Genomic DNA, 11,663 nt, shown 5'->3' on the forward strand with positions numbered 1-11,663 from the left:
TCCCAAACACCTCCGTCAGTATCTCATCATGGAAATAGCATAATACTTGTCAGTTCTCAAATTGTTCACCCATATAATAAAAATATCCCTTGTTATTCAATAGTTCTTCATAGGTGCCTTTTTCTACAACCCTGCCATTTTTTATAACAATTATCTCGTCTGCTTTTCTGATGGTTGCCAGTTTATGAGCTACGATAAATGTAGTCCTTGAATCAGACATATTATCAAGTGCACCGGAAACCTCCCGTTCGGAAATTGCATCAAGAGCGGAAGTTGCCTCATCCAGAATGATGACTTTGGGATCACGTATAAGCGCTCTTGCAATTGATATTCTTTGTTTCTGGCCACCCGAGAGTCTGTCACCATGTTCTCCCACAAATGTATCCATGCCATTCGGAAGCTTTTTTATCACTTCCTGTAACCCTGATTCCTTTATGACCCGATCTAAAACCTCCTCAGATACATCAGTTGTTCCATAGAGGATATTGTCTCTGATAGATCCTGAAAACAGCGCTGTATTCTGTGGTACTACAGCCAGGAATCTCCTGTAGCTTCTAAGATTAATCTCATTTAACGGAATTCCATCCACATATATCATCCCATCCACCGGCATCATAAAGCCGATTATCAAATTGAGAATTGTGGATTTACCTCCTCCTGATTCTCCAACAAATGCTACTGTTTCTCCCCGGTGTACCTCGAAATCCAAATCGTTTATTACTTTTTTTTCATCACCCGGATATGCATATCTGACGTGGCTAAACCTGTAATTGCCCTTTAAATCATCAATCGATATCTTTCCCTCGTTATCTTCAATATCCTCAACTGACAAGATCTCACCTACACTACTTACTGACTCAAGCCCTTTTGAAATGGTAGGCAACAGATTCAGCATGCTCGTCACCTGCCCGACTATAGTTGTAAAATAGCTTTGATAAAGAACAACGTCACCTGCAGGAATTTTGCCACTCAGAGCAAGAAAAGATGTGAATACCAGGCATATTACCTGAAACATCTGAAAAAAAGCCCAGCTCACCGCACCAAAATTGGTCTGAACCATATCAAGCTGATAGCCTTCTGCTGCTATCTGATACATTTGTTCATCCATTCTGCTTATTTCATCTTCTTCAAGTGCATGAGCTCTTGTTACAGGCACCAGTTCAATCATTTCTGATACCTTTGCAGATGTTGCCTCCACTTCTTTTCTAAAACGCTGGTTATGAACCTTTATCGGTTTTTTGAAAATATATACAAGTATCGCCGCCATAGGTACCATCAATAGGAAAAAGATGAATACAACCCTGCTTTTTGATACTGTTACTGTAAGTGCCACCACCACATTGATGATGATATTCATGAAGTTAACAAAAATCTGATCTGATAGTGTCTCAATCGCCTCAACATCACGTATTATTTTTGACTGTATACGTCCTGACTGAATGTCCTTTTCTGACAGGATAGACATCGTCTGCACTTTGTGAACAAGTGCACTTCTAAGTCCGGCCTCAACTTTTCTGACTGCTGATGCCCTGAAATGCATATGTAGATAATTCATAGGGATGTTAAGTATCAGCAATATTGCAACAATCGATGCATTAAATATAATCAGTCTGCCTGCATCTTCTGCTCCCCTTGTTACATAATTGATGATATTTGCTGTAACTATAGGCATTATCCACACAGGTGAATGTTTTATAGTATAAAAAAATACTGATAAAACAAAGTTATGATAATATCCACTGTAAAAAGATATTAGAGCTACAAGCGGCTTGTCCTTATATTTTCTGTACCTTTCCTCAAATCTGTTTGAATCACTATCTTGTGTCAATTGCATCGCTGTTATCCTTCTTACTGATTTACAAATATAATTGGATTAGTGCATTTCTCACTTATACTCATCTGCCACACCCTCGTCCATCAGATTGGAATCGTGAACCATTTTAAGCTCCGCCAGTACTGTTTCATCAATGAGTGACGCATAGGGCTCGCCTGCCTTTATAATCTCACCTGCCAGAAGTTCCCCAAACTTCATAGCACCTTCATACCTTAAATGAGTATTGTCTGTAGACAAACCATCCGGGAGCCAGAATACCTCTCCCGGTTTTACGTGCATAAAGTACTTTTTTGTAGGTTCATCTCCCGTTTTTTCAATAAATTCTCTGCTTACTTTATACAGATCTATTATTGGTACATTGTATTTTTCTGAAGCAATATAATATCCTTCAACATAAGGTTCATGATCTGATTTTCTAAGATGTACATGATCATCTTCAAAGCTTCTGCGCTCCAAAGGTGTTATAAAAAGCGGTATTGCACCTCTGTTTCTGGCTACATTCACGAATTTTCCCAGATTATCAACAAAAGATCCTTTCGGATCGGTATACCTGCTAAAATCAGTTTTTTTCTCGTCATTGTGTCCGAACTGAATGAAAAGGAAATCTCCTTCTTTTATCTCATCGTTTATTGTCGCAAGTCTTCCCTGGTCAATAAAACTTTTAGTGCTTCTGCCATTAATAGCATGATCATATATGACCACATCGGGGCGGGTATATCTGTCAAAAGCCTGAGCTATACCTGTTTGTGGATATTTATTTGCCTTATTGCAGGTATTTGTGGAATCTCCTGCCCAAAATATTATTCTCATTTCTCCTCCAGAGACATCCCTTAAGTAAGTCAGTAGTTTTTATATCCTGCCTGTCATCATCTTAAGATATAAGCCGAAGCTCATGTTTCGAAGCTTCGGCTCTATAAATATATTTCTTACTCTTTTACCGCTCCGATATTTACACCCTTTACAAAGTATTTTTGCAGGAACGGATAAAGTGCCATAAATGGAAGAATCGCACAAACAATCGCTGAATAATACAAAGTGTTCTGCGAAACATTATATGAAGTTGTTGGCGTATCTCCGTCCATGACCATAACTCTCAGAATATACTGGAAATTAACCTGATCACGATTCGTAATATAAATCTGAACTGTTGAATAATCATTCCAAACTGTTACAGCAAACATAAGACCTATGGATGCAAGCGCAGCCTTTGAAAGAGGAAGCACTATTTTAAAGAAAATCCCCATTGGTGTGCATCCATCAATTTTTGCAGCCTCAAACAATGATCCCGGAATTCCTTCAAAGAAGTTTCTCATAAGCACCAGGTTGTAAACATTCATTCCATGCTTAACAACCAAAATCCACATGCTGTTAACCAGATGCAGTTTCTTCATAACCAGGTATTCAGGTATCATACCGCCTGAAAATATCATGGTAAACAAAAGAAAATATGCCAAAAGATCTCTTCCCGGAAGGTCATACTGTGCAAGCACATAACCTCCAAGGGTAGATAATATCAGTCCCAGAAGAGTTCCGAGAATAGTAGTTATTACTGAATTTACAAATGGTGTATACAACTTTGCAGTATGCAAAATAGTACGATATCCGTCCAGAGTGGGCTGATTGGGCCACAGCTGAAATTTATATACCCCAACCGCATTAAATGAGTCAGCAACAACCTTCCATATAGGTACGAGAACTATAAGTCCTATAAGTATAAAAACACCATAATTAATTACATCGAAGAGGCCCGTCTTTCTCTTACGACCAACCGCATATTCTTTAGCCTTTGCCATTGTATTCCTCCTCAGATGATTCCGCGTCCGCGGATTTTTTTACTTGCCCAGTTGCACAAAACTACCAGAAAACATCCTACAAGTGACTTAAACAAACCTACAGCAGTTGTATATCCATAATTGGGTATTGCTGTAAGGAAAGTCTTTCTGTAAATATATGTAGATATTACATCAGATGTTTCAAAAACACGGTTGTTATACATTACAAAAACTGATTCAAACAGATTCAGAACCTTTGCAAGATTAAGAATAAGAACAATTATTATTGTGTTTGCAAGTTCAGGTACTGTCACAAACCATATTTTCTGAAGTCTCGTTGCACCATCGATGTCAGCTGCTTCGTATATTTCCGGATTTATTCCTGCAAGAGTCGCCAGGAATATAACTGTTCCCCATCCTGTCTCTTTCCATATATTTACCAGATAATACACTATCGGCCACAGCCTCGTTTCATGCATAAAGTCTATGCTTTGGCTAATCCACCCCCAGCTTTTCAAAGTCTCATTAATAAATCCTGTCGATGAAGTGGAAAGGAAAAGCGTAAATACAGCAGCTGTAACTGTCCATGACATAAAATGAGGAAGATAAATAACTGTCTGTAAAACTTTTTTTGCAAACAGATTTGTCATCTCATTGATAAATACCGACACGATTACGGCTGTAAGTGTGGTTATCAAAAGCTTTGTAATAGATAGTTTCAGCGTATTAGTAAAGGCTCTCCAGAATTCAACATCTGAAAACATTTTTGAAAAATGTTTTAAGCCAACGAATTCAATTTTCTTAAGTGTGTAATCATAAAACGAATAACGAATTCCAAGCATAGGCCAATAGTAAACTATCAGCACATAGATAAAAATCGGAAGGAACATAAGGTAAAATCCCCTATTATTCCATATTCTGGTTTTTAACGGTTTCTTATTTATAACCTGTCCTGTTGATGTAACCTTTTGTGTCTTGCCCATGAAAATACCTCATAAATAGTTTTTAACGAGTTGTAAAGCTACTCATTAGTTGATATATGGGCATCCATGTGGGATGCCCATATAATTTTGAATATAAAAAATAGTAACTAATGGTAAAGCAATAATTATTCTGCTGCGTTAAGTTCCTCAAGGATGCTGCTTACTGTATCACCCCATTTACTCTGATACTCTGCAACAGCATCTGCTGCTGTCTTTTTGCCTGCAACAACTTCGTTAACAAGTGTTGTCTTATCTGTAGCAAGATCTGCCTCGATTTCTGTAAGAGCCTCTGATGACGGAGCTGCAGGAGCGTCTACACAGTTCTCTGTAAAGAATGTATTTCCTTTCTCTACAAGAGGATCGGTATCAGCATATCCGTTTGTAAGAGGTGCAATAACAAGAACCGGATCAAGATGGTTCTTCTTCCATAAAGTGTTAGGGTCATTCGGTGACTGCTTAAGGTGGAACTCACCATCAGCATACTCATAGTCAGTCTTCTTCTCAGGATCATCCGGATTTGTTGTGAAAGACTCAGCCTCTGTTGACCAGTGAACACCTTCTGCACCATAAGTCCAAAGTGTCTGTACGGTATCTCCATCAAGCATGGTCTCGAGAAGTGCATCAAATATAGCTTGCTCTCGTGAATTATCACCATCGCCATCATCTGTAATTACCCAAACAGGTGCTTCACGGTTAAGGTAGCCACCCCAGGTATCTTTAATTTCCTGGATAGGAGTAAGCTGCACAAGTTTATCATCTCCAAGATCAGTATCTACATCATTCTTATCAAGATTATCTGTAAGTGTTCTGAGCCATGTTCCTGCCCAATATGTGAACACACCTTCTGAAGTACTCTGATCATTTGAGAACCACTTTTCACGAGCTGTCTTTGTTGATGCTTCCTCTGTATCTGTATCAATTACGCCATCAGCATAACCCTGTGCAAGTCTCTCAAGCGCATCGATAGTAGCCTGTTCCTGGAATCCATCGACCCACTGGCCATCCTTTTCGTAGATAGCAGGATAAGCTCCCTGCCAGAACTCAGGTAAATAATTGGTATAAGGTGCTTCGTCAAGCTTTGCAAAGCCTGCGGCAATGACACCTGTTCTGCCATCCTTTGTAAATGCCTTTAGCATATTGTAATAATCATCAAATGTCTTAATGCTGTCAGCTGTTATTCCTGCTTCATCAAGCCATGACTGCTTAACATATGTCACACAACCATTGCCGTATGTAGGAGCAAATCCATACTGCTCACCGTTTTCAAGCTTAAGATTCTCATTTACAAGCGGCAGTGTAATCCTTGACTGGAATTCAGCATTGTCATATGCATCTGCAAGGTTCCAAAGAATTCCTGTAGTCTGATACTGCTTAAGCATTGTAGCGGACATTATCATAGCATCAGGATACTGTCCATCACCGGGCTCACCTGTTGTAAGAAGCTGAGCAATATTATCCTTATATCCGGAATGCTCAGGCTGGTTGATGTGAAGCTTGATATCATGTCCAAGTTTCTCTGATACAGCCTTCTCCCACTGCTCTACAAATGCATCCTGTCCATTGTCAACATTTGCAGTAAGTGTTCCGTCTACTGTTATGTACAGATCTGTAAGTTCATAATCTGATGCTGTCTCATTAGATGCAGCAGTTTCTTCAGATGCAGTCTCCCCAGACTCATCACTTTTTGCTGAATCCGCAGCCTCTGTTGATTCTGCAGCATCACTTGTTGCTGTTTCTGCCCCCTGATTTGAGCTTCCACAAGCTGCCAGTGACACCACCATAGATGTCGAAAGCAGAATTGAAAGTAACTTATTTTTCATTTTTGTCCTCCTATACCCTTCCTTCTTGAATCAGGTGTGTTTATCACCTGTTGCTATAACGTATTATATAAAAGCATTGTTGCAAAAAAAATTCATAACTTGTTTATAATATTGCATTTATTGCTGTTTATGAATCTTTTTGCAATTATTGCTATTATGGTATAGAATATCGGATATGAAAAAGAATTTAACCAGCCAGTATGACGACAGACAGTATATGGAATCGCTTGATTTCGAACTATATTATTATCACGACACTAAGCCAACGGTCCGAACCGGTCTTCATAGGCATAAATATTATGAATTTTATTTTTTCCTGGAGGGACATGCAGAAGCTCAGGTACAACAAGAGCACTATATGCTGAGCTACGGAGATATTCTGATTGTGCCGCCTTCTGTTACACATGGAATTTTCGTCCATGATTTTGACATACCCTACAGGCGTTTTGATTTATGGATCAGCAAATCAGCTTTTTCCGAAATGAAGCATCTGGGACAGGAATATGCATATGCCGTAAATATGGCGCTGACAGAATCAAGACATGTCATTCACACTGACAGAATTACTTTTAATTCTATCCTTTCAAAACTTTTTTACATAATTGAGGAAAATAAGAGTGCCCGTTTTGGAAGAGAATGTCAGCTAAAGCTCAGCGTTTGTGAACTTATACTTACTGTTAACAGACTTGCGTATGAACAATTTAACAACAAAAAAATAACTCAGGATGTTCTGTATCAGAATATATGCGAATATATCGAAAGAAATATAGACGAGGACTTATCTTTGGACAGCATTGCCAATCATTTCTTTTTGAGTAAGTTCTATATTTCACATGTTTTTAAAGACAACATTGGCATCTCACTACATAAATATGTTGCAAAAAAAAGGCTTCAGCTATGTCACGACGCAATTTTAAGCGGTGAATCAATGTCTGAAGCCTGCAATAATTATGGCTTTGAGGATTATTCAAATTTTTATCGCGCATTTAAAAAGGAATATGGAATATCACCAAGGGAGTTGGCTAAAACCGCAAAATTAAATACATCGGAAGCTCAAAAAAACAAAGAGGGCAGGTATAAGTAAAAATCCCTTTGCAATACGTACATGACAGTCGCTTTCCATCATCTTTTCCCGGAAGTTCTTAAGCAAATCGCCCCACACACCTTTGTGCAGGGGCAATTTTTTAGCTCAAATAATTATCATATTTCGAAAAAATTCGTTTAACTATATCATACGAGAGCTTGGGCCTTCTGCAGGAAGCTTAGGCTGTTCCTTTTTAGGAATCATCAGAGTGAGAACTCCGCCTGTAATTTGCCCCTAAAGACTTGTCATGCATTATCGCCTCTTAGGTATTAGAATCTGCTATACTGTTTGCAAAAGTGATATGGAGGATTTTTGATGAAAAGAGAAAAGACTGCCTGTAGCTGCAAAAATGTCAACTATGGTATGATCCTTGATGCCGTAAAGGGAGGCGCTGATACCGTTGAAAAGATCCAGGCTGCAACTGGCTGTGGTACAGGTTGCGGCAAATGCCGCGATTTCATAACTACTATGATCAGGGACATTCTGATGTTCCCTGAGGATTATGAAGAATAGGTTAAGAAACGGCGACATTTAACAATCATGAACAGCCGCAGTCCATACACTTGCCCGATCTGCCGTTACTCAAGGATATATTTCTTCATATTCTCAAATATGATCTCATAGGCATCTGACCACATATGTATTCCATCTATGGAAAGCTCTTTCCTGGTCTGGCCATTCTCGTCCGTAAGTCCCTTGTTTACATCTATGAAATGGTAATCAAACTCAGCTGCAAGCTCCTTTACCGCATGGTTAGCCTCTTCAAGCCTTTGGAGTCTGAGTTCCGCTGCTCTCTTTGCACCCTGCCAGGGCTGGTTTTCAGCAACGATTACATTAACAGGATAATATGCCATCATATAGACCTCAGCTTCAGGAAGCCTTTCCTTTATTTGAAGAAGTACTTTTCTGTAATCTGCCACAAGCATTTCAATGGTCTCATCCTCACGGCTTATATCATTCGTTCCGATATTTATGAATATCTTTGCCGGTTCAAGCGCAAATATCTGCTCATCCATTGAATCAAGCATCTCAGGGATAGTATAGCCGCCAATCCCCCTATTATAGATAACAGCATCAATTCCATAAGTCATGGCAATCTCATTAACCGGAAACTGCTCCATAAGGGACGAACCGGTAAAGAGGATCTGGCCTTTCTTCACATATCTGTTAAGGTGCCTGTATCTTTCAAGCTTATCTCTCTTTTCCCTCTGAAAAAGATCTGCCAAAATATCTTCTGCTTTCTTATCACTCATATCTGTCCTCCGGTCATATACTCAGACCATGTGTTTTAAGGCTTCGCGGGTCTCTTCACTGAAATCTGAAAGATCATCCACTGTGATAACCTTGTATCGAAGCAGGGAACTCATGTGGATGTAAAAGTTCGACCTTTTTATATCCGTTATAACAACGCCGGGGTTTCTCTTGTCTGCCTTGATGCGTCCTTCGAGAGCCCAGTACTTATCAGACGCGCTTCCATCCTTCTTCAGGATCTCAATGTATTCCTCGACAAGCTTTTCCATGTACCTCTCCTGCCATTTGGGGAGGCTTTCCCTGAAAAGCTTCCAGTCCTTTTCGTTAACGTCCATATACTTAATCCTCGTTATTGTCTTTATTTATTCCGCTGGGGAATTTCAGTATCTGAGCCTTCATGTTAAGTGTCTCTTCAGGTTCTATCATACCAAGAAAATCGTTTGCATCCGAGCTTTTTAATGCTTCAAAATCCATTCTGTCGAGTTGAAGGAAATCCCAGTCAGTAAAGCAGGTCTCATCATAACTCATGATATCTTCATACTCTTCTATGATATCTTCAGGTGTGCACTCGGATTCTCTTGCTATATCTTCAAGTTCCTTAAGAATCCTCAGCCTGTCCTTCATGGGAAATCTCTCTATGGTCTCAGCTCCGGTATCCTCCGCGAGATCACAGTATCCGCTTATCAGCTGGTACAGCTGATAATTCTGTAGGATGCTTGGGTCAAGCTCCTGATCTGATTCAAGTAGTTCCACCATTGATATGAAGGCTTCATTTGCATCCCTCTTGCTCACATTATCAGGAGATATGTCCTCCGTCACAGAAAAATACAGCTCCTCATCATCAGGATCTAAATTTTTCAGTCCATCAAGCATACCGCAATAGTACATATCAAGGTCAAACTGCATCAGACCAAGGAGTCTTTCACTTATGAATCTCTCTATTATTTTATCTACTTCCTCATTTCCTGTGAGGACATCGTATAGTGCTAACATTTATTCCATTCCTTACTACTTTGTTCTTATCTTAATTGCTTCTATTTTCAAGCAGGTACTTGCCGGACAAAATATTTTTCTTACATGCACTCATGTGATACCACTCGCAAATTCCGCATATCTGCTTCATCTTTGACGAATCCATCTTATCATGAATCTCATGTATAAGCTCCTGATAGCTGTATTCATTCTCTTCAAGATCAAGAAGGTCTTTTACTCCTTTATCAAAAACAAGGACTTTTGCATCATCTGCACATATACCTTCACCGCGTTTTCTTGGACAATATGTGCAAAGGTCATCTGTGGAAAAAACGATACGCACCTTAAGATCCGGTTCTGTCCGCATCCTTTTGGTTATCATTGTCATATTCAGGACAAATGCCTCGTTATAACCCTTTCCGCTATATCCCTGCGTACACAGAAGGTGATGCGGGCGAAGGTTTATTATTTTTTCTTCGGTCATATCTTTTTAGTAGTCCTTTCTGTCTTGTTCTGAAAAAACAATATTTATTTTAAGGTCTGGCATTTCCTTTTACAAGTAATAGGAAAAACCAATAGAAAATCCGCATAAATTCTGCAAAACACTTAACAAAGGAAAGAAATAGCGATAAAATCACTACTAACAGGGCACGTAAGCCCAAAACCCTAACTTATGAAGGAGGAAAACGGTATGAATAAGACAGAACTCGTAGAAGCTATGGCAAAAGAGACAGGTCTTTCAAAGAAGGACACAGAAGCAGCACTTAAGGCTTTCATCGATGTTGTTTCAAAGCAGCTTAAGAAGAAGGACAAGGTTCAGCTCGTTGGCTTTGGTACATTTGAGACATCTAAGAGAGCAGCTAGAACTGGTAAGAACCCTCAGACAGGTGAGAGCATCAAGATCCCTGCTTCAGTAGCTCCTAAGTTCAAGGCAGGCAAGGCTCTTAAGGACCTTGTGAACAAGAAGTGATTTTGACACTTTGTAACTGCGTTAAATAGCAAAATTCATTACAAACTTCAGGCTCTGTACCATCTTTTTGTTGGAACAGAGCCTGTTTTACAATTTTGAAGAAAGTATATTACTTTTATTTTCCGCGAAGTTCCATGAGGTTTGGTCCTTTTCCTGCAAGCATGTCTGTCACACGTTTACCGATAAGGGTCGTATAGATAGGGTGAGTAAGGATATAGAACTGATCCTCTTCTATAGCATTAAATACTCTCATTCCCACAGAATCTATAGGCATACCTGTTACAATAACCTGCTCTGCTATTTTCTGACCCATAGCGAATTCCTTGCTTGTGTAGTAAGGATCAGATGCATCCTTGTACTGCTCAGGGCGGTGTCTTTCAGCATGGTGAAGGTCTGTCTGAACAAATCCCGGACAATATATGCTAACGGAAATATCTGCGCCTTTTGCCTGAAGGTCATAGCTAACACTTTCAGAAAGTGCAACTGCAGCATGCTTTGTAGCGTGATAAGCGGGCATTCCATTTGAAGTGATAAGTCCTGCTACTGAGCATGTGTTCACGATATTGCAGTGTGTACCCTGCTTCATCATGATCGGAATAACCTTGTGCATGAAGTAAACATGGCTAAGGAAGTTAGCGTGTGTGATCCACTCCCAGTCTCGAACCGGTGTGTCCCAGATATCACCAGGAACCACAACACCTGCGTTGTTCATAAGAAGGTCAATTGCGCCGAATTTTTCAATAACTTCATCAACCGCTCTCTCACAGTCTTCTACCTTTGTTACATCTGCCTGGATAGTGAAGATCTCTGCAGCTCCAAGCTCTTTTGCTTCTTTTGCAGCTGCTTCTACTTCGTCCTTTTCGATATCAAGAGCAGCGATGCGCATGCCTCTCCTTGATGCTTCTTTTAAAAATTCTTTACCAAAACCATTTGCTGCACCGGTTATCAGTGCAACTTTATTCTTGAATTCTTTCATC

At 39.7% G+C, this 11,663-nt stretch carries 13 protein-coding genes; 3 read left to right on the plus strand and 10 right to left on the minus strand.

Annotated elements, in window-relative coordinates; all coding sequences use genetic code 11:
- Window positions 1-49 precede the first annotated feature (49 nt).
- The 5 genes from BV60_RS0119185 to BV60_RS0119205 form a co-directional block, all read right to left on the minus strand.
- Window positions 50-1,834, minus strand: a complete 1,785-nt coding sequence (locus tag BV60_RS0119185) for an ABC transporter ATP-binding protein (RefSeq protein ID WP_029324359.1) — start codon at window positions 1,832-1,834, stop codon at window positions 50-52.
- A gap of 51 nt (window positions 1,835-1,885) precedes the next feature.
- A complete protein-coding gene (locus BV60_RS0119190) occupies window positions 1,886-2,644 on the minus strand; it encodes a rhamnogalacturonan acetylesterase (RefSeq protein ID WP_044931930.1) in 759 nt (252 codons plus the stop codon).
- A 116-nt stretch (window positions 2,645-2,760) separates the two neighbouring features.
- Complete coding sequence (locus BV60_RS0119195) at window positions 2,761-3,627, minus strand: carbohydrate ABC transporter permease (protein ID WP_029324362.1); 867 nt, start codon at window positions 3,625-3,627, stop codon at window positions 2,761-2,763.
- Between the two features lie 11 nt (window positions 3,628-3,638).
- Window positions 3,639-4,589 carry an ABC transporter permease gene (locus BV60_RS0119200; protein WP_029324364.1) on the minus strand — a complete coding sequence of 317 codons (951 nt, stop codon included), beginning with the start codon at window positions 4,587-4,589 and terminating at the stop codon, window positions 3,639-3,641.
- A gap of 125 nt (window positions 4,590-4,714) precedes the next feature.
- Window positions 4,715-6,409, minus strand: coding sequence for a hypothetical protein (locus tag BV60_RS0119205; RefSeq protein WP_029324365.1), 1,695 nt, complete (start codon window positions 6,407-6,409; stop codon window positions 4,715-4,717).
- A gap of 175 nt (window positions 6,410-6,584) precedes the next feature.
- Here BV60_RS0119205 and BV60_RS0119210 point away from each other — a divergent pair, with 175 nt between their 5' ends.
- Window positions 6,585-7,493, plus strand: coding sequence for a helix-turn-helix transcriptional regulator (locus BV60_RS0119210; protein WP_044931928.1), 909 nt, complete (start codon window positions 6,585-6,587; stop codon window positions 7,491-7,493).
- A gap of 315 nt (window positions 7,494-7,808) precedes the next feature.
- Window positions 7,809-8,006: a (2Fe-2S)-binding protein gene (locus BV60_RS0119215; RefSeq protein ID WP_029324369.1), complete on the plus strand. Its 198-nt coding sequence runs from the start codon at window positions 7,809-7,811 to the stop codon at window positions 8,004-8,006.
- Between the two features lie 65 nt (window positions 8,007-8,071).
- Here the strand turns inward: BV60_RS0119215 and BV60_RS0119220 are convergent, their stop codons facing one another.
- Genes BV60_RS0119220 through BV60_RS0119235 form a run of 4 tightly spaced genes read right to left on the minus strand, consistent with a single transcriptional unit; the run spans window position 8,072 to window position 10,200 of the window.
- Window positions 8,072-8,746, minus strand: coding sequence for a GDSL-type esterase/lipase family protein (locus BV60_RS0119220; protein WP_029324372.1), 675 nt, complete (start codon window positions 8,744-8,746; stop codon window positions 8,072-8,074).
- 21 nt (window positions 8,747-8,767) lie between these two features.
- The gene (locus BV60_RS0119225; protein WP_029324374.1) at window positions 8,768-9,079 is read right to left on the minus strand and encodes a hypothetical protein; all 312 of its coding nucleotides are present in this window, start codon (window positions 9,077-9,079) and stop codon (window positions 8,768-8,770) included.
- A 4-nt stretch (window positions 9,080-9,083) separates the two neighbouring features.
- The gene (locus BV60_RS0119230; protein WP_029324375.1) at window positions 9,084-9,737 is read right to left on the minus strand and encodes a hypothetical protein; all 654 of its coding nucleotides are present in this window, start codon (window positions 9,735-9,737) and stop codon (window positions 9,084-9,086) included.
- A gap of 31 nt (window positions 9,738-9,768) precedes the next feature.
- A complete protein-coding gene (locus BV60_RS0119235) occupies window positions 9,769-10,200 on the minus strand; it encodes a DUF1284 domain-containing protein (protein WP_029324377.1) in 432 nt (143 codons plus the stop codon).
- Window positions 10,201-10,407: 207 nt separating this feature from the next.
- On the opposite strand from BV60_RS0119235, the gene BV60_RS0119240 reads away from it, so the two are divergent.
- Window positions 10,408-10,686 (plus strand): HU family DNA-binding protein, encoded by a 279-nt coding sequence (locus BV60_RS0119240; RefSeq protein ID WP_029324380.1) that lies wholly within the window; start codon window positions 10,408-10,410, stop codon window positions 10,684-10,686.
- A gap of 115 nt (window positions 10,687-10,801) precedes the next feature.
- Here BV60_RS0119240 and BV60_RS0119245 read toward each other — a convergent pair whose 3' ends face one another.
- Entirely contained in the window at window positions 10,802-11,662 is an 861-nt protein-coding gene (locus tag BV60_RS0119245; RefSeq protein WP_026512190.1) for an SDR family NAD(P)-dependent oxidoreductase, read from the minus strand.
- Window position 11,663: the final 1 nt, after the last annotated feature.

Source organism: Butyrivibrio sp. AE3004 (assembly GCF_000703165.1).
In the GTDB taxonomy this organism is placed as follows: domain Bacteria; phylum Bacillota; class Clostridia; order Lachnospirales; family Lachnospiraceae; genus Butyrivibrio.

Excerpts from the sequence above, each read along its gene's own strand:
- BV60_RS0119185 (WP_029324359.1), bottom strand. The coding sequence starts at position 1,834 with ATGCAATTGACACAAGATAGTGATTCAAACAGATTTGAGGAAAGGTAC.
- BV60_RS0119190 (WP_044931930.1), bottom strand. The coding sequence starts at position 2,644 with ATGAGAATAATATTTTGGGCAGGAGATTCCACAAATACCTGCAATAAG.
- BV60_RS0119195 (WP_029324362.1), bottom strand. The coding sequence starts at position 3,627 with ATGGCAAAGGCTAAAGAATATGCGGTTGGTCGTAAGAGAAAGACGGGC.
- BV60_RS0119200 (WP_029324364.1), bottom strand. The coding sequence starts at position 4,589 with ATGGGCAAGACACAAAAGGTTACATCAACAGGACAGGTTATAAATAAG.
- BV60_RS0119205 (WP_029324365.1), bottom strand. The coding sequence starts at position 6,409 with ATGAAAAATAAGTTACTTTCAATTCTGCTTTCGACATCTATGGTGGTG.
- BV60_RS0119210 (WP_044931928.1), top strand. The coding sequence starts at position 6,585 with ATGAAAAAGAATTTAACCAGCCAGTATGACGACAGACAGTATATGGAA.
- BV60_RS0119215 (WP_029324369.1), top strand. The coding sequence starts at position 7,809 with ATGAAAAGAGAAAAGACTGCCTGTAGCTGCAAAAATGTCAACTATGGT.
- BV60_RS0119220 (WP_029324372.1), bottom strand. The coding sequence starts at position 8,746 with ATGAGTGATAAGAAAGCAGAAGATATTTTGGCAGATCTTTTTCAGAGG.
- BV60_RS0119225 (WP_029324374.1), bottom strand. The coding sequence starts at position 9,079 with ATGGACGTTAACGAAAAGGACTGGAAGCTTTTCAGGGAAAGCCTCCCC.
- BV60_RS0119230 (WP_029324375.1), bottom strand. The coding sequence starts at position 9,737 with ATGTTAGCACTATACGATGTCCTCACAGGAAATGAGGAAGTAGATAAA.
- BV60_RS0119235 (WP_029324377.1), bottom strand. The coding sequence starts at position 10,200 with ATGACCGAAGAAAAAATAATAAACCTTCGCCCGCATCACCTTCTGTGT.
- BV60_RS0119240 (WP_029324380.1), top strand. The coding sequence starts at position 10,408 with ATGAATAAGACAGAACTCGTAGAAGCTATGGCAAAAGAGACAGGTCTT.
- BV60_RS0119245 (WP_026512190.1), bottom strand. The coding sequence starts at position 11,662 with ATGAAAGAATTCAAGAATAAAGTTGCACTGATAACCGGTGCAGCAAAT.